The sequence below is a fragment of the Amniculibacterium sp. G2-70 genome (assembly GCF_014353055.1).
In the GTDB taxonomy this organism is placed as follows: Bacteria; Bacteroidota; Bacteroidia; order Flavobacteriales; family Weeksellaceae; genus Amniculibacterium; species Amniculibacterium aquaticum.
The window spans coordinates 1229893-1252070 of sequence record NZ_CP060698.1 but is presented as its reverse complement, the minus strand read 5'-3'; the positions used below and the strand labels follow the sequence as shown (position 1 = coordinate 1252070).

Genomic DNA, 22178 nt, shown 5'->3' with positions numbered 1-22178 from the left:
TTCAAATTTATAAAAAAAATGTTCAATTCTTATTGAGAATTGATCAAGTTACATGGCTTCTTGTTCGTCATTTTCACGATTGTAGAATTGATCCGAAAGGTATTTTGCTTTTATAAAATCTTCTCGATCCACTTGCAATTTGTATCCGCCAATGGAACTGTTGAAAATGGGATACATTGCCACCGAATTGGTGTTGAAGATAAAAGCATCAATGTCGTTTTCTTCCAAAAATAATTTGAAAATTTGTGCTTCAAACTCGGTATTGTAAATGTTTACAGTAATCAATTCCATAGCCTAAATTTTTGAATTTATTTCTGAAATCCGGTTGATGATGGGTAGGGAAAAAACACCACTTTTTTGGAGGTATTTTTCATAGAAAAATTTAGATTTATCGAAAAAAGAGGGATTGTTGTCCAGTGTTCCTTTGGCAAAGAAAAGATGTCCCAACAATTCCAAGTAAGGCACATGATGGTGGGTATCTTTTTGTTCTACAATTTCTATAATTTCATCTGTGGAAAGCGCAGAAAATTGGTCAAAATCCATTTTGAAAACATCGTTCATTTGGGTGTCGAAAATCCTTTGGTCGTCTTCGATTTTCCCTTCATTTTTTTCCAAAATCAATCGGTTGAGGGCTTCTGAAAATTGTTTAACAATACGGATGATATAATCTTTATCGTGAATCATTTTTTTTTAATTTTAAAATTAGGCAAAGAATAAATACGCCAAGACAACCGAGGTTATGACTCCTACCAAATCGGCTAAGAGCATTGCCCATACCGTGTATCTGGTGTTTTTAATGGCAACCGCTCCAAAATAAACAGCGATTACATAGAAGGTCGTATCCGAACTTCCTTGTAGGACAGCTGCTAGTTTTCCTTGAAAACTGTCGGCTCCAAAAGTGGTCATCGTATCCACCATCATCCCTCTTGCTCCGGATCCCGATAGAGGTTTGATAAGTGCTGTTGGGAGTCCATCTACAAATCGAGAATCGGCGCCAACCACTTCGGCTACCCATTTCATTCCGCTAATAATTACATCAAAAACTCCGGAGGTCCTGAGCAAAGAAATGGCGATGAGCATCCCCACCAAATACGGAATAATTTTGACACAGGTCGTGAAACCTTCTTTGGCTCCATCGATAAAAGCATCAAATATGTTTATTTTTTTGTACAATCCGCCCAAAACGATGGCAAAGAAAATAAATAGGATAATTCCATTGCTCATCACTTTACTGAATTGGTCCAACTCGTCCTTGCTTAGCTGGACCAGATAGACCACCAATCCGCCGATTATGGCAGAAATACCGCCAACAAAAAGCAATACAGCAGGCTGGAAAAGATTAATTTTTTGTTTGATTGAGACGATGGTCATTGCTGCCATGGTTGCCATAAAAGTCGCAATCATGCACGGTAGAAAGATATCTGTTGGCGTTTGTGATCCCATCGAGGCTCGAATGGCAATTATAGAAACCGGTATCAAAGTAAGACCGCTGGCATGAAGACAAAGAAACATGATTTGTGCGTTGCTCGCCTTGTCCTTGTCGGGATTTAGACTTTGCAAACTGTCCATCGCTTTTAGTCCAAAAGGTGTTGCGGCATTGTCCAAACCCAATAGATTGGCCGAAAAATTGAGCATCATGTGTCCAAAAGCCGGGTGGTTTTTAGGAATTTCCGGAAATAATTTCGAGAAAAAGGGTTGTATAAATCGCGATAAAAGATTGATGCCACCTGCTTTTTCAGCAATGGACATAAAACCCATGAACAGCGTCATAATCCCGATGAGTCCCAAGCAGATTTCCACAGCAGTTTTGGAAGTTCCAATAACTCCATCGGTTTCTTGGATGCGAAAAACAGTAACAGTTTGTTTTAAAGAATCTGTTTTATAATGAATGTAATTTTCATCCAACAACGGCGATTTTTCTAACTTTTGTTGGGTTTCAAGAGGTAATGAAGAAAATTTTTGACTTGCAATTTGTATGGTGTCTCCACCTTTGCCCACAACCATATCGTTATAGATGCTGTCGTAATTTCCTGTAAAAACAAATTTTATGCTGGCAACCAATATTGCAATAAGAATGAAGGCTGTCCATATCCTTGAAAGAACCATGTCTTGAAAAATTTTGTTAAATGTAAGAAAAACTTGGTTAAAAAAAATTAACTTTTAAGGGAGGTGTTTTTATAAAGTGAGATCGCTCATGTTTTTTTTAACCCTCTTGTTTTCAAAACTTAAGAAAAACTTTTGTAATTTTAATTCATCAAATAAATTTCAAAATTTATTCTCAAACCATGCAAAAAATCACAATTTATGACGACCAATACGCAAAATCTCAGAAATGTTGCCATACTCGGTCATTCCGGGTCTGGTAAAACGACTCTTATAGAAACCATGCTTTTTGAAGGTGGAAAAATTAGACGAAGAGGCAGCATTGAAAATCACAACATCGTGTCGGACGATACGGAGATAGAGCACGAAAGGGAGAGTACCATCTACTCTCATCAGATGTTTGTTCCGTGGAAGGAAAATAAAATTAACATTTTGGATACTCCGGGATTTGATGATTTTATAGGTGAGGTTATTTCCTCCTTGAAAATTTCAGATACAGCAGTGATTACTCTTAATGCAAGTTCCGGTGTCGAAGTGGGTACTGAATTGGTTTGGGAATACATCAAAAAATTTAATACGCCATGCATTGTGGCAATCAATCAGGTCGATCATCCCAAAGCTGATTTTGAAAAAAGTTTGAGCGAAGCCCAGGAATTGTTTGGAAATCATGTGGTAAGTGTTCAGTATACGATGCGAACTGGTGAAGGATTTCATCAAATCATTGATGCCCTTCGAATGGTGATGTACGATTTTCCTGCTCTTGGTGGAAAACCAGAAAAAAAGCCCATTCCGGATTCGGAAATTGAAAAAGCCAAAGCCTTGCACTCCGTTTTGGTAGAAATTGCTGCGGAAAATGAAGATGGACTGATGGAAAAATATTTTGAAGAAGGTCAACTTTCTGAAGAAGATTTAGCAAAAGGACTCACCATTGCATTGGCACAACAAAAGTTTGTTCCGGTGTTCGTAACCTCAGGGCTCAAAGATATGGGAAGTGGCCGATTGATGGGTTTTATCAATGATATTGCACCCAGTCCTGCAGATAGACCCAATACAATTTTGGAAAATGGAGACGAACTGGTTTGCGATAGCCAAGGCAAAAACACAATTTTTATATATAAAACAACTTCTGAACCACAAGTAGGACTTATTTCGTATTTTAAAGTCCTATCGGGAACGATAAAACCCGGAGACGAATTGGTTAACGCCGATAACAACGAAACCGAAAGACTGGCTCAGATTTTTGTAGCCGAAGGAAAAGAACGAATTAGCGTTTCCGAATTGAAAGCTGGCGATCTAGGACTGACCATCAAGCTGAAAAATTCACACACCAACAATACTTTGAACAGCAAGGGAGTAAAACTAAAAGTGAGCCCTATTGTTTTCCCAGAAAGTAGATTACGGAAAACCATTTTTGCTGAAAATTCTTCGGATACGGAAAAACTTTTTGCAACCATCAATAAAATAAAAGAAGAAGATCCCACATTGTCTTTAGAAATAGATGCCGACACCCACGAGTCGGTGATGGGTGGACAAGGTCAGTTGCATTTGGACCTGCTGAAACAAAGAATTGAAAAAGAATCGGGCGTGAAAATGAAAATGAAAAGCCCAAAAATTTCATATAGAGAAACCATTGTTGGAGCTTCCAGTGCCGAGTATCGACATAAAAAGCAATCGGGTGGTGCTGGACAATTTGGAGAAATCCACCTGAGAGTCGAAAATTATTTTGATGGAATGGACGAACCCAAAGGGATGAACATCCGACAGCATGAAATTGAAACCCTCCCATGGGGTGGCAAATTGGCGTTTTATTGGTGCATCGTTGGAGGTGCCATCGATAACCGATACATTGCTGCCATCAAAAAAGGAATTATGCAACAGATGAAAAACGGACCTTTGACAGGATCGCCATGCCAGAATATTAGGGTGTCGGTTTTCGATGGAAAAATGCACAGCGTGGACTCCAATGATATTTCCTTTCAGTTGGCTGCATCGGGAGCTTTTAAAGAGGCGTTTCATCAAGCTTCTCCACAACTTTTAGAGCCCATGTATCGTATAGAAATTTTGTGTCCAAACGATGCAACAGGCGATGTGATGGGCGATTTGCAAACCAGAAGAGGTATTATTTCCGGAATGGATTCTGAAGATCGTTACCAAAAGATCACAGCCGAGGTGCCTCTGGCAGAATTGGACAACTACGGAACCCAGCTAAGAGCGATAACCGGCGGGAAAGCGAAGTTTAGCATGAAACTTTCGGACTATCAATTGGTGCCGCCCAACATTCAAAAAGAATTGGTGAAAGAGTACGAAGCCAAACGACATGAAATATAAACAAAGAGGCGTTCAGATTTTTTTTGAACGCCTCTTTTTATACTTGTTTTTGATTATTTAAAATATTTATGTGCCCGAATGTAAGTCAGTAATGAAGTTAGCGCTACGATGGTTATCGAAGAAATGGGCATCAGGATGGCACAGATCAATGGCGACAACTCTCCAGTAACAGCAAAGCTAAGCCCCACAATGTTGTACAAGAAACTGATGACAAACATGATTTTCACAATGTTGATGGCATCTTTGGATAGGTCCAAATATTTTTTGACATCAACGATGTTCTCCCCTTTCATAATTACATCTGAAGATGGGGTGAAAGCGTTGGTGTCATCGGCAATTGCAATACCTACATTCGCTTGTTTTAATGCACCGGCATCGTTCAGTCCATCGCCAAACATGGCCACTTTTTTACCTTGAGATTGCAGTTCTTGTATATAATTTAGTTTGTCCTCAGGGTTTTGGTTGAAGCGCATCTCTTCGGCTTTTGTTGCCAAAGATTTCAACTGATTTTCCTCAGAAGAATTGTCGCCACTCAGGATGTCAATGTGGTAATTTTCCAATTGATCGAACATGGTTTTGATCTCTTTTCTGTATTCATTTTTAAAAATGAATTTGCCCAAGAAAATGTCGTTTTTAGAAATATAAACCGCCGTTTCCATGTTTTGTGAGGTTTGTCCAATAAAACTTGCGGCTCCAATTTTATACAATTTGCTTCTTACATCGGCCTGGTAACCTCTGCCGGGTGTATCTTTAAAATTTTCTATTGGGAAATATTCATCTTTGTTGTCTAAAGAATCGTACAACGCTTTAGATAAAGGATGGTTGGAGTTTTTCAGTAAAGATTTTAGGTTGGCGAGATCAAATTCTTCCAACAAATCTCCTTCGTATTGTATGTTTGATTTTTTGTTGTGGGTGATGGTTCCTGTTTTGTCAAAAACCAAAGTGTCTATTTTCGCCAGTTTTTCTATGGTTAAGGTGTCTTTTACATAAAAATGATTTTTACCTAAAATCCTCATGATGTGTCCAAAAGTGAACGGTGCCGATAGTGCCAAAGCACAAGGACAAGCAATGATGAGGATGGCTGCAACTACTTGGAACATTTTCTCGAAATCGTGCTGTATCCAATAGATCGCTGCTATGGCCGTAATACCAAGAATGATAAAAGTGAAATATTTGGAAATGGTATTGGTGATGGTATCCAAACCGTTTTCATGTTTTTTGAAGGCTTCTTTGTTCCAAAGTTGGGTCAGGTAACTTTGGTCCACATTTTTTATCACTTCAAGTTCCAAGATCGCTCCAGACTGTTTTCCACCGGCGAAGATTTTGTCACCTGGTTTTTTTGCAATGGTAGCGCTCTCACCCGTGATGAACGAGTTGTCGATGTTTCCATTTCCCGAAATCAAGATGGCATCAACAGGGATTATTTCTTGATTTCTCACCATAATTCTATCGCCCACCTTCAGTTCAGAAAGTAGAATGTTTTGTTGTTGGCCTTCAAAATCGACCTTAGTAACCGCAATCGGATAAAAGGATTTGTAATCTCTATCGTAGGAAAGTGCGGAATAAGTTCTTTTTTGAAAGGTTTTACCAAGAAGCATGAAAAACAACAACCCACATAAAGTATCAAAATAACCGGGTCCGAAGTCGGTTAACACCTCATAGATGCTTCTTCCGTAAAGCATGATGATACCCAAAACAATAGGTACATCAATGTTTACGATTTTGTTTTTAAGACCAGACCAAGCCGATTTAAAATAATCCGAAGCCGAATAAAAAACCACAGGAGTGGCCAGTAAAAACATGATAAAACGGAAAAGATTTTTGTAAGAATTCATCCAGATATCCGTAGTTCCCATGATTTCTTGGGCGTATTCCGGGTAGGAAAAGAACATTCCGTTACCAAAAGCAAAACCGGCAACCGCTAATTTTATCAAAAGAGTCTTGTCCAGTTTTTCTTCTTTTTTGTCGGCGGTCTCTAGGCTAATGACCGGTTTGTACCCCAAATTGGTGAGGAATTTTGCCAATTCACTTAACTTTAATTCCTGATGGTTAAAGGAGATCTGAACGGTTTTTCTGGTGAAATTAACTTGGCTGTATTTGATATTTTCATTCAAGGTATGAAGGCTTTCCAACAGCCAAATGCACGATGAACAATGGATGACCGGGATTTTGAAGGTGACTAAACTGGTATTGCCTTCAGAAAAATCGGTTACTTTATCAAAAATTTCTTGGGTGTCCAAATAATCAAATTGTGTCGAGTTTTCGTCCGGTCTGGTTCCTGCATTTTTGTTGAGCTCATAGAAATTACCTAGCTGGTTCAGATTTAGGATTTCATAAACCGATTTGCACCCGTTGCAACAAAAAATTTTTTCATCAAAAGCAATTCGTTCTTTTTCTATTTGTTGTCCGCAGTGAAAACAATTTTCCGACATGATTTTTAACTGAATTTTTAAATTTAATGATTGAACTTATTCATTTCTAAAAAAGATTAAACGAGTGTTTATTAGTTATTAAGAGGATAAACTCTTGTTTTATTTAGAATTAGAATAAATTCTAACATGCAAAATTAGATAAAAAACTTTGCCTTTCATTTTAAAAAGCAATACTTTTGCTGATAAATATCATTATTTATGTCATTAGAAAAACAAATTGCTATTGAAGAGGCTTTGAAAGTCGCATTTGATGAAAATGAACTGAAAAGCAGAATTTCTGCAGAAGATTTTGAATTGTACAACTCGACAAAAGAAGAAATGAGTTTTCAAAAAGGCGATGATATTTTTGAAGATGGCGAATTTCCAAAAGGTATTTATCTGATTGAATCGGGTACAGCAAAGCTTTCTAAATCTGGCGTTTATGGGAAAGATCATATCCTGAGATTTATCAAAGAAGGCGACATGATTGGCTACCGCTCTCTTTTGTGCGGCGAAAAATTTCAAGCCAAAGCCGAAGCGATGACCGAGATTAAGGCTCGTTTTATCCCCGCAGCAACCTTCAGACATTTGCTGGAGGTGGATTCTAAAATGGCCTATGCCATGCTGCAAAAATTCGCTTACGAATTGGGAGAAAGTGCCAATACCGTAGCTTTTTTAGCACAAAAAACCGTTAGAGAACGCTTGGCAGAAATTTTAATTTTGCTCGAACAAAAACTAGGAACCGACCCGGAAGGTTTTATTAAAATTTCACTAACCAGAGAAGAAATAGCCAACCTCATTGGTACGGCAACAGAAAGCGCCATCCGTTTGATCTCCGAATTCAAAACCGACCAACTGATCGAAGTAGAAGGTAGAAACATACGAATTCTGAATCGAGAAAAACTCATCAAATTGGGCCATGTTCTAATATAAAATTTTTTACAGTCGAACGGTAAAGGTTTCGACTGTTTTTTTATTATTTTTAAAGTTTAAAATACCATTTCTTATGTCTGTACATTCAGAAATAAAAAAAATAACCACCGAGACCTTGAGAAAAATGAAATTCGACAAGGAAAAAATCACCATGCTGACGGCTTACGATTTTACAACAGCCAAAATGGTGGATGCCGGTGGGGTGGATACCATATTGGTTGGCGATTCCGCAGCCAATGTTATGGCGGGGTACGAAACCACTTTGCCCATCACTTTGGATCACATGATTTACCATACGCAATGCGTAGTTCGTGGGGTCGAAAGAGCTTTGGTAGTGGCCGACTTGCCTTTTGGTACCTATCAGAGTAATCCTGAGAAAGCTTTGGAGTCGGCCGTAAGGATGATGAAGGAAGGCGGAGCGCATGCTGTAAAAATTGAAGGCGGTAAAGAAATTGAAGATTCCATTCGTAAGATTGTCAATGCCGGTATTCCTGTCATGGGACATCTAGGACTGACACCGCAATCCATATATCAATTTGGAACTTATAAAGTGAGAGCCAAAGAAGAAGCTGAGGCCGAAAAGCTAATCCAGGATGCCAAATTGTTGGAAGTATTGGGATGTTTTGCTTTGGTTTTAGAGAAAATTCCGGCCGATTTGGCAAAGAAAGTGAGCGAAAGTATTTCCATACCAACCATTGGGATTGGTGCCGGTCCGGATTGTGATGGACAGGTCTTGGTGTACCACGATATGATCGGGATGAATAAGGGCTTTACACCAAAATTTCTAAGAAAATATTTGGATCTTTATTCTGAAATTACAGGTGCCATTTCCAATTATGTGAAAGATGTGAAAGACTTGGATTTTCCAAATAAAAATGAAAGCTACTGATGCAAAGATTAAAATCGTATAACGCTATTTTGTCGGTTCTCATCTTGTTGTGTTTGGTCGTTGGATGGACTAAACCATTCAGTTTCGAGCTCAATGTGATGATATACAACCGGCTGTTCTACATCCTGATTGGGTTAAGTTTTTTCTTGCAAAGTAAAATGTTGCCCAATCCAAAGATGGTCTATCCCATGTATGCCGCTGCTTTGTTTTGTGTGGTAGGTGCGTTTTTGCCTTTAGAAAGTCAGTTTTCATCGATAAAAACCATTGGACTTTTTGCTGGAATTATCATTTCAATTTTTAATCGACCTCGAGCTTAATTTTTTCTATGTCTAAAGAGTTTAGTGCAGACCAAATTGCCTATGAAGACAATCACTTGATGGTGGTTAATAAAAAAGTGGGGCAGTTGGTGCAAGGAGATAAAACCGGTGACGAATCGTTGCTGGAAGCCGTTAAAAATTTCATAAAAATTAGAGATCAAAAACCAGGAAATGTTTTTCTGGGTTTGGTACACCGCATTGATAGGCCCACTTCGGGATTGGTAATCTATGCCAAAACTTCCAAGGCTCTCAGTCGATTGACACAGATGGTAAAAAACCGAGAGGTGAAGAAAACCTATTGGGCTTTGGTGGGCAAAGATGCAATTCCGCAATCGTTGAGGTTGGTGCATTATCTTAAGAAAAATGAAAAAAACAACAAGGCCATTGTTTTTACAAAACCAACAGAAGGTGCCAAAGAAGCTGTATTGACCTATCAAATCATAAAATCTTTAGACCGTTATTTGCTTCTGGAAGTCGATTTGGAAACCGGGAGGCATCATCAAATTCGAGCACAATTGTCCAAGAACGGAACGCCGATAAAAGGCGATTTAAAGTACGGAGCACCACGATCCAATCCGGATGGAGGCATTTCGTTGCATGCCAGGAAATTAGAATTTATACATCCAACCACCAAAGAATTGATCGTAGTGGTAGGAGCTTTACCTAAAAACGATGCCGTTTGGCAAGCCTGCGAAACGATGTGATTTGTAAGAAGATATAAGTTTATTGCGTAAAAAAGGAGTTTGAACAAAAATTCAAATTCCTTTTTTTATGGGTACATTTTTACGGCTTCTTCAACCAAAAATGATACTTGTTCGGGGCGACTTTTATTGTCTTTAGGTTGGTTTTCATAACTTCCGGTTCTTACGATGATCATGTTTTTTTCTGGAACCACAATGATGTATTGTCCCAGATGTCCCCAAAAATAATAATGCTTGATGGGGTGATCGTAATTGATCCAAAGTCCCAATCCATAAGTGTTGTTTGATGCTTTGCTGGGCGTTCTCATTTTATCAATGAAGGCTTTGCTCAAAAGCTGTTGGTCTTGCCATTTACCATTGTTCAGGAGGATTTGTCCCAATTTTGCAAAATCTCTGGATTCGGCATGTATGCAGCAAAAAGTTTTTTCCATACCGTTACTGTCCGTAGTCCAATAGGCATTTTGCTCCATACCCAAAGGTTGCCAGAATTTTTCGGACAGATAACTGGAAAGAGGTTTGTCTATAGCTTTTCTTAAGGCAAATCCTAAAAGCTGAGTCGCTCCACTTTGGTATTCAAATTTTTTTCCGGGTTCTTCTTTGAAGCCTCTTAACAATACTGCTTTTGCTAAGCTTTTTCCGTAATAGGCTTTTGCATTTGGTGTAAAAGGATTTTGGTAGTCTTCATTCCAATCCAATCCTGCTTCCATAGCTGCCAAATTCTGTATGGTTAGGTTTTTACCAAAAGGAACATGGGCATAATTTTCATAAAAATCAGAAAATTTCTGATCCAAACCTTTTATCCGCCCTTCTTCTATGGCTTTTCCCAAAAGCATCACCGTTATGGCTTTTGCCATGGAGAAAGAATTGGTTCTGGTGTATGCATTGCCGTCCCAATAATGTTCTTGAGCCAATTTCCCATCTTTTATCACCAGAAAAGAAGCAGTTTTGGTCGTTTGCACATCTTTGATCATGGCTGCGGAGAGGGTTTTGCTGTTGTAGTTTTGATCCTTTTCCCAAGGCTGAGCGATGCCGGCTTTTATCGTATTGCTGCTGAATAAAGATCCATCGTCTATCGTGGCCGAAGTTTTCCCACGCAAGTAGGTTTTGGCAATCCCGCTGAAGAGATAGTCGTAGCCTAAAGAATATATGATTGCAATGATGGAAGCCATGATAACGGCAATGGTTTTAACTGCTTTTTTCAAAATGCATTCGGTTTACACAAATTTAATAAATTTAAAGATAGAAAAAAGGATTTGTTTAGTTTCGTCTTTCGGAAAGGGTATTGCCGAAGGACGGGCTACTTATAACTAAAAGTGGAAAGAATAACCAACCTGAACAAAAAACTTTTTCCGCTTCTAAATTACATAAAAAAATGAAGCGGAAAAGTTTTTTGTGGATATTGATAACTGAATGCTCAAAGAATATATTCAACCCCGTCTTTTGGCAATACCATGTTATATGCTGTGCTTTTTATGCTGTGTGTTTGGAAATATGCAGGAGAGGTGAGGGAAATTTATTCTTTTTTTGGCATGGGCAAAAAGAGGGAAGGGAAATGCTCTTTTTGTATTTTCTCAGGCAAAAGAGTTGAACAAAATACAAAATGTGCATTACTCTTTGCGTTGGCTGTTTACCTTTGTTTTATTTCCGCAGTGGCTAAATTATTTTCCGCAGTCGCTAATTTTGAAATTGCAGTAACGAATATTATTGTTGCAGTTGCTCATATTATATTTGCAGTTGCTTATATTATATTTGCTGTTATAAATTTTGAAACTGCCGTTTTTGATATTGAATTGACAGTAATAAAATTTATAGTCGCAGTTTAAAATATTACAGTTGCGGTTGCCTGAATATTATTCGCTCTTTACTACTTTGAATTCTATTCCGCTGACTTGTTTGTATTGCGGACTGGTTGCACCGAAAATGCTTTTAACATACTGCTTCACTTCTTTGGCGGTTTGAATAATGCCTGTCATTGGATTGTAAAGCGTTTGGTTTCTTTCAATCATTGCGTTGCTGTAGGAAGTATAGGCGTTAATCAGTTCCGTATTTTTGGTTTGGAGTTCTGCGAGTTTGTCTTTTAGAGAATCTACCTTTAAATTGTTTTCATTAGGGGCGTAAACTGGATTCTGTTCCAAAATTTCAATGGCATTTGCGAAATGGTCAATTAATCTGTCATACGATTGTTGAGAGGTGGAAATAGTTTTTGCAGTTTCGGGAGTTGTTAAGGAATTTGCAGTTGTTTCAGGTTTTTTCGCACCTGAATTTGAACCCTGTAATTTTTTGTTTATGGATTTCAAATTGTTCTGCGCCAAAGCATCTGCACCCGAAACAGCAAATGCGTTCACTATTTTTGTGGAAAGCGGTTTGAGGTCTTTGAATGCATTCCGTCTCTCGTTGATGGCATTGTCAAAATTTGTTTTCTGTGTTTTGGAAGCGTTCAGTTTCTCCTGCGCTGTTTGATACAATGCTTTAAGTTGTGGAATTTTCAAACTCTCTTTTGTCGGGTTGTAAGTTGCTCCGTAACCTTCGCAAAAGGAAATAAGATCCTGGAAATTTGCGATGTTTTTTGCATGTCCTGTTTCTGATGTGGAAGCCATAATTTTATTGTGTTTTTGGTTAATTGTTGAAACAAATATAATTTATTTATTCTCAACATTTTCTATTAAATTATGGTTTATTAGGAATTTTTTTACTTGCTTAAGTTCTATCTTGTGGTTGTTGAGATTTTCAATTGTGAAATTGTAACGGTAGTATTTTAGACTGTCATTTACTTGGAAATCTATTTCCTTAGGATTAAATATTTTTATTAATTGAGAAATAGTTATTCTTTTCGCTTCTACCTTATCACTGGTATAGATTATTTTTGTTTTTCCTAATACTGGTGTTTTTTTCCATTCAAATTTAATTTCATTCGTGATAATGGAATTTTGTTTCATTTCTGGAAATTGTATTAAAAAAACTAATGGAATGATTATAGACGCATTTATAAAAAAATGGAGAACCATTGACCATATTAAACTGTAATTAATGGTAATCCAGATTAATATTAAGGCAATACTGAACTGGAAAAATACGGGAATAAATGAGAAAATATTTGTGAAATCAGATAATTTGTAGTGTATGAGAGCAAATAAGAGTGAATTCAGAAAGTAAAGAGGGTTTGTATTAAATGTTTTCCTTTTCCTGTAAATAAAAAAAGTTGTGATTAGTATCAGAAAGAGATAATAATTTTGCGTTACAAGAATCATAGCTACCACCCCAATATAAAAACAAAAAATATAATTTTTTTTAATAATAAAGATACCTCTGAAAATCAATTCTTCTAAAACGGGTGCCAACAACAATGTAAAAACAATGATTAATAAAATATTATCAAAATCTCCAAATATGTCCCGGGTTTTAGTGAGATTTGGAAAATAAGATGATATAATTGTATATACAATTAGAGTACAGGAAAAAATTCCTGCACCCCAATATAATAAATGATTTTCTTTTTTTGATTTAAGCATATTAGTTTATCTACATCCGACATTACATGATGAACTAAACCATCCGCTTGAATATTCTGCATAAGGTTTTGATCCTTGCGGGCAGTTTTTTGGCATTGATGCAGTACAATCATTTTGAGTTCCGCCTGAAGATGTAGAAACAGCAATTACAGTTACTACAGCTACAACAGCTCGAACAATTGGTACAATAGGAAACTTACTGGCTGAGTTGATTTGATAACCATCTAAATTAGAAAATTTTAGACCGTTGCTAGTTTCTACATCAAAAATAGTTTTTTCTTCAAGATTCCGAATGTTATTTATAATAATAACTTCATTTGTAGATGGATTTTTAACCGTAATTTCCCCAGATGTAGTACTATTATCTACAATATCCATATCATAGTTGTTAAGTAGTATGTCGCCGACATAATTACCGTCCACACCATAATATGCAACGGATTTATCATCTTGAAGTTCATATCTTTTACCATCCAGTAAAATATTTATTTGTTCAGATTTTGTGATTCTACTAGTTAATGAGTTATTTAAGTTTGGCTGATATTCTGGAGAAGATGAGCTTGTTATTGAATCACGATCACAAGAAACGATAAGTAATGCTGTTGTAAGCATCATAATCATAATTTTAATTGTTTTCATTTTTAAAGAATTTTGAGATTTTTGTTTTTAAAGTTGTCTGTTGGGAATGATTTTTTACCCAATAATTTATTTTAAAATTATTGAGTAAAAGTCTCAAAGACGATAACTTTTTTAAGTTTGATTTTCCCTTTCATTGTTTTATATATTAAGCAAATGAAAGAACAAATCAATAAATAAACATTAAGATTTCTTAACGCTTTTTAAATAATAATTAAGATATTAACTCCAATAATTCTTGTTGAGAGATAAATAATATTGAAGTTAATTTTGAAATGCGTTTTTTAAGATAGGAACAATGCTCAGGAGTTGTATGTAAAAACGATGCTAACACTTTATTTGTTATCCTAGATTTTAACTTTGGGGAAAAAATATCAATTTTTTCAATCCTTTTTTGTAAACAATGATTACTTATAAATTCAAATCTCTTTATTTGATAAGTGTGAAATTTTTCTAGTATTAATGAATATATTTTGTGAAGTTCAAAAGAAGAATTAACTACACTATAAAAATCATAATGGGTGGCATAGTAGACAATGCTTTCCTCTAAAGATTCAATAATTTCACAGTTTTGCGAAAGATTATGAAAACTGGCCCAATTTGAACAGAATTGGTTTTCTAATGATATCAAACGAGTTTTTTCAATTCCATTTTCATCAATATAGTAGGCTCTTAACGCTCCTTTTTCAACATAAAAAACCTTATCACATATTTGAGTACTATTAATTAAAATTTCATTTTTTTTTAACTTTTGATATGAAAAAATTGAAACAAATTTATTCACGTCTGTTTCATTAATCTTCTTGACAGTTCTAATATGTTCAATAAAATTTGTCATGTCCTTATTTTTTTTCTAAAATACAATTTTTTTAAAAAAGTTGGAGGAAAATTGGATCTTCCTGCATTTTTGTTGGAATGTGCACAGGGCAAAATGCAGGATGTGCAATGCGCGCTGGCAAGAAAAGGTGCTGGAAAAAAGAATAAATTTTGCGTGGGGAGTGTAAAAATTATTCATTCAGTTCGGTTTAAGTTTTCACAATCTTTGTTTAGACACGCTTTTTGGTAGCATAGCAGATAACTATAAAATTTCCTTGAGGTCGGTTAATTTTTTTATGGTCCTCACCTTTTCTTGGTACAGATCGTCGTTGAAAACATCAAAGAAAACCACTTCCATTCCGAAGGAAAGTCCACCCTCGATATCGGCAATCCAATCGTCACCAATCATGATGCTTTCTTCTATTTTTGCTTCAGCTTTGTCTATTGTCCATTGGAAAATTTCGGGCTGAGGTTTTCTAATGTTGATCTCGTCTGCAGAAGTTACGGTGTCAAAATATTGAGAAATTCCCGATTCGTTTACTTTTCTGTGGGTTACTTCGTGAAAGCCGTTGGATAGAATATGCAAGCGATAGTTTTTAGTTTTCAAATAATCCAAAACTTCCAAACAGCCTTCTACCAAGTGATTGTAGGCGAGGATTTCGTCTAAAAAATGCGATTCAAAATACTGTGAAAGTTCCATATTGTCGATGCCAAAAAATAAAAAACTGTCGTAGAATCGATGCTTTCTTAGATAGGGCTTGTCGATTTTGCCATCTCTAATCTGAGCCCAAAGATGTTCGTTGATGGTGAAATATTCTTTGTGGAAATCCTCGAAATTCAAATGGTATTTTTCCTTAATCTTTTCCCTTTCAAAAATGGTTTTCAGGGTGAGGTATGCGTTTTTACGATGGTCCCAAAGGGTGTTGTCGAGGTCAAAAAAAATGTGCCTTATATTCATAAGACACAAAAGTAATTAATTAATCTTGTTTTAATTCTTGCAAATGCAAAAGGTTTTTATTGGGGTTTTAACAGTCGCCAAACTTTTAGAAAAATTTAAAATAAATTGTACAGTTTTGGCTTTGGGCATTCGTTTTTTGACGAATAAAGAATCGTTTTTTTTCATAGGCGCAAGCTTATTTTGTATCTAAAACGATTTTTTTGTTAAATTATTATTGTATTGTCAAAATAATTTGATTTTCAACCATTATTTTTCTCAAATTTATTAAGGCATAACGGACTCTTCCCAAAGTGGTGTTGATGCTGGAATCGGTATGTTCGGCAATTTCTTTGAAGCTAAGATTGTCAATAAAACGAAGTTTGATGATTTCTTTTTGGTTTTCAGGCAATAAGTCAATCATTTTGTAAAGGTCTGTAACGATTTGATTTTTCACCAAACGATCTTCAATGTTATCAGATTGTTCTTGGATGAAATCGAATATCGAAAATTCATCGGACGGATTGCTGCTGTCGGAGATCATGGTTCTTTTGGATTTGGCTCTAAAATGATCGATAATCAGGTTATGAGCGATTCTTTTGATCCAAACCACAAATTTTCCTTCGTCGTTGTATCTCCCTTCTTTTATTACGATAATGGCTTTCATGAAGGTATCTTGAAAGATGTCATTGGCCAAATCGTCATCTAAAATTTTATAATAAATAAAGGAGAATAACTCTTTTTGGTAGCGGATGATCAATTGGGACAAGGCATTCTCGTCTCCATTTTTATACTGAGAAATCAGTTGGTTGTCGGCAATCTCGTTCATGTTATTACTTCTTTGCACTCCTTGCGTAACGGCAAACAGCTGGTTGTTTTTTTATTAATTAAAAGAAGTAAAAGTGTTATCTATAAAAATTGCGTTTTGTTCGGGGTAAAAATATAAATTATTTGCAATGTATTGCATTAAAAATTGAATTTTAACATATACAATGTTCGATTCTTGATGACTAAGTATTATTTACTAAAGACTGCCAGCGGAATGTTGAGTGTAAAATTGAAATTCAGTCCTTGCAATTTCTTTCCGTTGATGCCGTTTTTATCCAAGGGAAAAGCATAGCCTGCTGTTAGGTCGATGATGCCAAAAAGCGATGCTCCAATCTTTGGCGAGATGTGTTTTGTACTGATTTCGGCTCCTGTCAAAAAGTAGTAGGAATGGTGGATGTCCACATTTTTCTCCGTATTGACGAGTATTTCACCTTGAATTTTCGGGATCACAGCAAATTGACTGTTTACAGAGCCCAAAAGCACACCGCCACCCAATCGGTAGAGAAAATCGTCGTTCTTCAAAAAAATAAATCGAGCTCCCAATTCTCCAAAACTTTGGTTTTGGTATTGGTATCCTGCATAAACGGTGCTGTGTGTTGTTATTTGTGCCTGTGTGGAAATGGAAAATAAAAATATGAATATTGGGGCGATCAGTTTATGGAACATTCTAAATTAATTTAAGGGGTAAAAGTATAAAGTTTTACCGAAACCTAAAGAATCTGAAAAATTTTTATATGGAAATGACCTATCTTTGCAGACTTAAAATCGAACATGCAAGCACCTAAGGTTAAGAAAATAGAGAAAATTTTAGAAATTCATAACGACCAAAGAATCGACAATTATTTTTGGCTGAACGAAAGAGAAAATCCTGAAGTTTTAGAATATCTGAATAAAGAAAACGACTATTGTGATTTCATGATGAAAGACACCGAAGACTTGCAAAACGATTTGTACGAGGAAATGAAAGCCCGATACAAAAAGGACGACGAGTCTTTACCTTACTTTTTCAATGCTTATTGGTATATTGTACGATACGAAGCCGGAAAAGAATATCCAATTTTTACCAGGAAATTTCAAAATTTAGAAAACACGGAAGAAATCATCATCAATGCCAATGAATTGGCTGAAGGTAAAGATTTCTATGACCTTGGCAGTATTGCTGTGAGTCCGAACAATAAAATAGCAGCCTTTTCCGAAGATGTTTTGGGAAGAAGAATTTATACCATTCGTTTCAAAAACTTAGAAACCGGCGAGTTTTTAACAGATGAAATAAACAATTGTACGGGTAAAGCCGTTTGGACAGCCGACAACCGGTATGTTTTTTACATCGTAAAGGACAAGAGTTTGAGAGCGTATAAAGTTTTCAGGCATCAATTGGGAACTTCGACCAAAGACGATGTTCTTATCTTTCATGAAAAAGACGATGCCTTTGATGTTAATGTGTACAAAACCAAGAGTTTAGACTATGTTTTCATCGCAAGTTCCAGCTCTATTTCGGATGAGCATCGTTTTATTTCTGCAGATACACCTTTGGCAGATTTTACCATCATTCAGTCTCGTGAAGACGATTTAGAATACGCTGTAGAACATTATCAGGACGAGTTTTACATCATCACCAATGCCGATGAAGCCACCAACTTCAAGTTGGTAAAAACCAAAGTGGATGCCTGTGGTAAAGAAAATTGGCAAGAAGTTATCCCGCATCGCAAAGAAGTATTGTTGGAAGGATTTGAAATTTTCAAAAACTACTTGGTTTTGGAAGAGCGAGAGCAAGGTTTGTTGCAAATAAAAATTATAGATTTTGCAAGTGACAATTCCTATTATTTGCCTTTTTCAGATCCAACTTATACCGCATACATCGCTTCCAATTTGGAGTTTGATACGGATAAACTTCGTTACGGATACACTTCCATGACCCAGCCTCATGCTACTTTGGAGTACGATATGAAGGTGAAAACCACAGAGGTATTGAAACAACATGAAGTGTTGGGAGGCAAATTTTTAAAAGAAAATTACATTTCCGAAAGGATTTGGGCGCCGTCCAGAGATGGGAAAACCAAAGTTCCGATTTCCATAGTTTATCATAAAAACACCACAAAATCTGCTGATACACCACTGTTAATTTACGGATACGGCAGTTACGGACATACGGTGGACGCAGGTTTTTCCAATGTTAGGTTGTCCTTATTGGATCGAGGTTTTATCTATGCCATTGCGCATATTCGAGGAGGCGAATACTTAGGAAGAGATTGGTACGAAGACGGAAAAATGCTCAACAAAAAAAATACATTCTACGATTTTATCGATGCCGCAAAATATTTGGTCGGTCAACAGTACACTTCGCCTGGACACCTCTATGCCATGGGCGGTTCTGCCGGTGGTCTTTTGGTAGGTGCCGTGATGAATATGGAACCCGAACTGTTCAACGGAATTATCGCTCAAGTTCCGTTTGTGGATGTGGTAACGACCATGTTGGACGAAGAAATCCCGCTTACGACAGGTGAATTTGACGAATGGGGAAATCCCAAAAAGAAAAAATACTACGAGTATATGAAATCCTATTCGCCGTACGATAATGTGGAAGCGAAAGATTATCCCAATGTATTGATTACGACGGGTTTTCATGATAGTCAGGTGCAGTATTGGGAGCCGGCAAAATGGACCGCCAAACTGAGAGAGCTAAAAACCGATGATCATTTGTTGATATTTAAAACCGACCTGAGTTCCGGACACGGTGGTGCAAGTGGTCGATTCGAAAGCCTGAAAGAAGACGCTTTGGAATACGCTTTCTTGTTGAAATTGGAGCAAAAATTATAATATATTAGTCACGAAGTGCTAAACGAACGACCAAGTGTATTACCTTTGAGCGTGAAAGAAGGGTTTAATATTGAACCCAAATTGTTAAACAATTAAATTGATAAAATGACAGAAGCGATATTATGGTCCAAAGTAGAATTTTTTTTTGAAGAACATTTTCAAACCGAAAAACATCCTTCGATAGACACTCTTTTGTATCTGATTGGGATACAAGAGTTGGGCAGTGGCATGCAGAAATACAGCAAAGATGACAAAATAAACATCTTGCACATTGCGGTTTGCCGTCTGTTAGAGCCTTTTGGTTATTACAAATTCACCCATTATGACGACGATGGCTATCCTCATTTTGTGGAATTGCAAACCTTACCGGAACTGAAACCCAACGAGCAACAAATCCTCATGAAAAAAGCCATCATTCAGTACTTTATGGACGAAGAATTGTTTGATGAAGAAACCCAGCGAGAGATTCAAGAAAAGTTGGAGGGGTAAAAAAGAGCTTTATTTCATCTGTTTGTATTAAAGACAAAACACTCTCATATCCATTGCGGTTAAATTCTTAAAATGATGGGTTTTAAGAATCTAACCGTAATTTTTTGGCTCAATATTTGTTTAATGAATGTTAAAAGTCGTAATTTTAACAAAAATTCATTAAATTAAAAGTCCATGAACAATAAATTCATCCCGGTCATCTCTGTATTCATGACGATTTCACTCATAGTTTTCGTTACGCTACAGGTGTATTGGCTCAAGGGATATTATCGTGCATTGGAAGAGCAGTTCTCCAACAGGGTCAATACCGCCATGGAAAGTGCTGCTGTAAAAATTTCAGAAATTGAAGCCGAAAAATACATGAACCAAGATTTTAAAAATTTTGGAAACACCATTGTCAAAGGCTCCAACCAACCGTCACAAACCTACATACAGCAAAATGCCGATTCGGTGAATCGGAAAACCATAACTTTTCAATCGAAAATTATTGAAAACCAAAACATTCCTATTTCTACACAAGGCGATAGCCTGAAAACCACAAAAGTCTATACCGACGAGGGTATTTTGAAATTCAAGAAAAGCAACAACCTCGAATTGCTCACCACCAAGATGAGCCAGGACTTCAAGGACAATACCTATTCCTTAAAAGAATTTGTAAAGTTGGATGCCAGCAATTTGCCCATAGAAAAAAGGGTGAATAAAAAAGTATTGGATTCTGTTTTGACCTATGAACTGAAGCTCAACGGCATCGACACTCAGTTTGGGTATGGGGTTTTTGACAAGCATCAAAAACTAACCTCAATGACCGATGAGGTTTATAATACGGAAAAGGACAAAACCAATTATTCGTATCCGCTGTTTTCCGACAGCAAAGACAGGATATTATACACCCTTAACTTGGTTTTCCCCAAAAAAGATTATTCCTTAGCCAAAAACAACTTGCCCCAACTTTTGGGGACTTTTCTTTCGTTGCTCACCATTTTGGGCATCTACATCATCTCCATCAGTTATATGATGAAGCAAAAGAAAATTGCGGATATCAAAACGGATTTTATCAACAACATGTCCCACGAGTTCAAGACACCGTTGGCAACCATATCCGTAGCGACAGACTCTTTGGCAAACGACAAAATAGCAACCAATCCGGACAAGGTCAGATATTACGCTACCCTCATCAAACAAGAAAATCTGAGGATGAAAAAGCAGGTAGAAAATGTTTTGAATATGAGCAAGTTGGAGCGAAATGAAGTGCAACTTCACCTGAAAGAAACCAATGTTAGAGACTTAATCAAAAGTGTTTCTGAGTCCGTAGGTCTCATTGTTGCTCAAAGAAACGGATCGCTAACCCAGGATTTTAATACGGAAAAATACATTTTTAAAGTAGATGAATTTCACCTGTCCAATGTATTGGTCAATTTGTTGGATAATGCCAATAAATATTCTCCAGAAGCACCAGAAATAAAGGTGAAAACGAAAAATGAAGGTCAGTTTTATGTGATAGAAATTTCCGATAAAGGCATGGGAATGGAAACTCAAAATAAACTGAAAATTTTCGAAAAATTTTTCAGAGAAGAAACCGGAAATATCCACAATGTGAAAGGACAAGGACTTGGACTTTCGTATGTGAAAAAAATAATTGAATTGCACAAAGGTCAGATTATTGTAGAGTCCATTAAGGGCAAAGGATCAACCTTTATTGTGAAAATACCAATGAATTTATAAACACCAAAAAATAACCTTATGAACAGCAGAATATTATTAGTAGAAGACGACCAAAGTTTTGGAGCCGTACTAAAAGATTACCTGAGCATCAATAATTTTGATGTTACCTTAGCAACCGATGGCGAGCAAGGGCTGAAAGCCTTTACTGATGGCGAATTCGACATCTGCATTTTCGATGTCATGATGCCTAAGAAAGACGGTTTTTCTTTGGCTGAAGATGTGAAAAAATTAGACAAAGCCACACCCATTATTTTCCTTACCGCAAAAAATTTGAGAGAAGACATACTGAGAGGTTACCAAATCGGTGCCGATGACTACATCACCAAGCCGTTTGATACCGAATTGTTGTTGTACAAGATAAAAGCAATCTTGCAAAGAAGTACCGCAACCGATGCAGAAGATCAAGAACAATTCAAAATCAGCAACATGCTTTTTGATTCCATTTTAAGGCAATTAAAGGTTCATGATAACGAGTACAAGCTATCGCCAAAAGAAAACGAATTGCTGAAATTGTTGTGCCTGCATAGAAACGATTTTATGCCAAGAGATTTGGCACTCAGAAAAATTTGGAAAAAAGAAAATTATTTCACCGCCAGAAGTATGGATGTGTACATTGCAAAATTGCGTAAATACCTTAAAGACGACGATGGATTGGAGATCATCAATGTCCATGGTGAAGGGTTCCGTTTGCTGGTGAAAAACTAAAATGAATTGAAAGACTGATAATTTTCAGTCTTTTTTTTAT

The 22178-nt window shown here is 36.6% G+C and carries 22 protein-coding genes and 1 pseudogene; 10 read left to right on the top strand and 13 right to left on the bottom strand.

Going from position 1 to position 22178, the window contains the following annotated elements:
* Positions 1 to 48: 48 nt before the first annotated feature.
* Genes H9Q20_RS05715 through H9Q20_RS05705 form a run of 3 tightly spaced genes read right to left on the bottom strand, consistent with a single transcriptional unit; the run spans position 49 to position 2106 of the window.
* Entirely contained in the window at positions 49 to 291 is a 243-nt protein-coding gene (locus tag H9Q20_RS05715) for a hypothetical protein (RefSeq protein ID WP_124642638.1), read from the bottom strand.
* 3 nt (positions 292 to 294) lie between these two features.
* Positions 295 to 684: a hypothetical protein gene (locus tag H9Q20_RS05710; RefSeq protein ID WP_187478495.1), complete on the bottom strand. Its 390-nt coding sequence runs from the start codon at positions 682 to 684 to the stop codon at positions 295 to 297.
* An 18-nt stretch (positions 685 to 702) separates the two neighbouring features.
* The gene (locus H9Q20_RS05705; RefSeq protein ID WP_124642642.1) at positions 703 to 2106 is read right to left on the bottom strand and encodes a nucleoside recognition domain-containing protein; all 1404 of its coding nucleotides are present in this window, start codon (positions 2104 to 2106) and stop codon (positions 703 to 705) included.
* A 198-nt stretch (positions 2107 to 2304) separates the two neighbouring features.
* Here H9Q20_RS05705 and H9Q20_RS05700 point away from each other — a divergent pair, with 198 nt between their 5' ends.
* Positions 2305 to 4431, top strand: coding sequence for an elongation factor G (locus tag H9Q20_RS05700; RefSeq protein WP_187478494.1), 2127 nt, complete (start codon positions 2305 to 2307; stop codon positions 4429 to 4431).
* A 53-nt stretch (positions 4432 to 4484) separates the two neighbouring features.
* Here the strand turns inward: H9Q20_RS05700 and H9Q20_RS05695 are convergent, their stop codons facing one another.
* Positions 4485 to 6863 (bottom strand): heavy metal translocating P-type ATPase, encoded by a 2379-nt coding sequence (locus H9Q20_RS05695; protein WP_187478493.1) that lies wholly within the window; start codon positions 6861 to 6863, stop codon positions 4485 to 4487.
* A gap of 198 nt (positions 6864 to 7061) precedes the next feature.
* On the opposite strand from H9Q20_RS05695, the gene H9Q20_RS05690 reads away from it, so the two are divergent.
* From H9Q20_RS05690 to H9Q20_RS05675, 4 genes are all read left to right on the top strand, one after another.
* Positions 7062 to 7775: a Crp/Fnr family transcriptional regulator gene (locus H9Q20_RS05690; protein ID WP_124642648.1), complete on the top strand. Its 714-nt coding sequence runs from the start codon at positions 7062 to 7064 to the stop codon at positions 7773 to 7775.
* 73 nt (positions 7776 to 7848) lie between these two features.
* Positions 7849 to 8664 (top strand): 3-methyl-2-oxobutanoate hydroxymethyltransferase, encoded by an 816-nt coding sequence (gene panB, locus H9Q20_RS05685; RefSeq protein WP_124642650.1) that lies wholly within the window; start codon positions 7849 to 7851, stop codon positions 8662 to 8664.
* A complete protein-coding gene (locus H9Q20_RS05680) occupies positions 8664 to 8981 on the top strand; it encodes a hypothetical protein (protein ID WP_124642652.1) in 318 nt (105 codons plus the stop codon). The genes panB and H9Q20_RS05680 overlap by 1 nt, the downstream gene beginning before the upstream one ends.
* A gap of 8 nt (positions 8982 to 8989) precedes the next feature.
* Entirely contained in the window at positions 8990 to 9685 is a 696-nt protein-coding gene (locus H9Q20_RS05675) for an RluA family pseudouridine synthase (protein WP_124642654.1), read from the top strand.
* 65 nt (positions 9686 to 9750) lie between these two features.
* On the opposite strand, the gene H9Q20_RS05670 is transcribed toward H9Q20_RS05675, so the two are convergent.
* Positions 9751 to 10884 (bottom strand): serine hydrolase domain-containing protein, encoded by a 1134-nt coding sequence (locus H9Q20_RS05670; protein ID WP_241154773.1) that lies wholly within the window; start codon positions 10882 to 10884, stop codon positions 9751 to 9753.
* Positions 10885 to 11133: 249 nt separating this feature from the next.
* Here H9Q20_RS05670 and H9Q20_RS05665 point away from each other — a divergent pair, with 249 nt between their 5' ends.
* Positions 11134 to 11505, top strand: coding sequence for a hypothetical protein (locus tag H9Q20_RS05665; protein WP_187478492.1), 372 nt, complete (start codon positions 11134 to 11136; stop codon positions 11503 to 11505).
* A 27-nt stretch (positions 11506 to 11532) separates the two neighbouring features.
* Here H9Q20_RS05665 and H9Q20_RS05660 read toward each other — a convergent pair whose 3' ends face one another.
* The 8 genes and pseudogenes from H9Q20_RS05660 to H9Q20_RS05630 form a co-directional block, all read right to left on the bottom strand.
* Positions 11533 to 12279 carry a hypothetical protein gene (locus H9Q20_RS05660; protein ID WP_124643366.1) on the bottom strand — a complete coding sequence of 249 codons (747 nt, stop codon included), beginning with the start codon at positions 12277 to 12279 and terminating at the stop codon, positions 11533 to 11535.
* Between the two features lie 42 nt (positions 12280 to 12321).
* Positions 12322 to 12618: a hypothetical protein gene (locus tag H9Q20_RS13245; protein ID WP_241154791.1), complete on the bottom strand. Its 297-nt coding sequence runs from the start codon at positions 12616 to 12618 to the stop codon at positions 12322 to 12324.
* A 102-nt stretch (positions 12619 to 12720) separates the two neighbouring features.
* Positions 12721 to 13191, bottom strand: a pseudogene (locus tag H9Q20_RS13375) (hypothetical protein); the annotation flags it as partial.
* A 6-nt stretch (positions 13192 to 13197) separates the two neighbouring features.
* On the bottom strand, positions 13198 to 13830 hold the full coding sequence (locus H9Q20_RS05650; RefSeq protein ID WP_187478491.1) for a hypothetical protein: 633 nt from the start codon (positions 13828 to 13830) through the stop codon (positions 13198 to 13200).
* 211 nt (positions 13831 to 14041) lie between these two features.
* Entirely contained in the window at positions 14042 to 14665 is a 624-nt protein-coding gene (locus H9Q20_RS05645) for a Crp/Fnr family transcriptional regulator (RefSeq protein WP_187478490.1), read from the bottom strand.
* 240 nt (positions 14666 to 14905) lie between these two features.
* Positions 14906 to 15601, bottom strand: coding sequence for a YjjG family noncanonical pyrimidine nucleotidase (locus tag H9Q20_RS05640; RefSeq protein ID WP_187478489.1), 696 nt, complete (start codon positions 15599 to 15601; stop codon positions 14906 to 14908).
* Positions 15602 to 15812: 211 nt separating this feature from the next.
* Positions 15813 to 16406, bottom strand: coding sequence for an RNA polymerase sigma factor (locus H9Q20_RS05635; protein WP_187478488.1), 594 nt, complete (start codon positions 16404 to 16406; stop codon positions 15813 to 15815).
* Between the two features lie 188 nt (positions 16407 to 16594).
* Positions 16595 to 17071, bottom strand: a complete 477-nt coding sequence (locus tag H9Q20_RS05630) for a hypothetical protein (protein ID WP_124639204.1) — start codon at positions 17069 to 17071, stop codon at positions 16595 to 16597.
* 105 nt (positions 17072 to 17176) lie between these two features.
* Here H9Q20_RS05630 and H9Q20_RS05625 point away from each other — a divergent pair, with 105 nt between their 5' ends.
* The 4 genes from H9Q20_RS05625 to H9Q20_RS05610 all read left to right on the top strand — a co-directional run bounded on the left by H9Q20_RS05625 (position 17177) and on the right by H9Q20_RS05610 (position 22138).
* The gene (locus tag H9Q20_RS05625) at positions 17177 to 19222 is read left to right on the top strand and encodes a S9 family peptidase (protein ID WP_187478487.1); all 2046 of its coding nucleotides are present in this window, start codon (positions 17177 to 17179) and stop codon (positions 19220 to 19222) included.
* Between the two features lie 105 nt (positions 19223 to 19327).
* Positions 19328 to 19711 carry a hypothetical protein gene (locus H9Q20_RS05620; protein ID WP_124639208.1) on the top strand — a complete coding sequence of 128 codons (384 nt, stop codon included), beginning with the start codon at positions 19328 to 19330 and terminating at the stop codon, positions 19709 to 19711.
* A gap of 174 nt (positions 19712 to 19885) precedes the next feature.
* Positions 19886 to 21433 carry a sensor histidine kinase gene (locus H9Q20_RS05615; RefSeq protein ID WP_187478486.1) on the top strand — a complete coding sequence of 516 codons (1548 nt, stop codon included), beginning with the start codon at positions 19886 to 19888 and terminating at the stop codon, positions 21431 to 21433.
* Between the two features lie 18 nt (positions 21434 to 21451).
* A complete protein-coding gene (locus H9Q20_RS05610) occupies positions 21452 to 22138 on the top strand; it encodes a response regulator transcription factor (RefSeq protein ID WP_187478485.1) in 687 nt (228 codons plus the stop codon).
* Positions 22139 to 22178 lie beyond the last annotated feature (40 nt).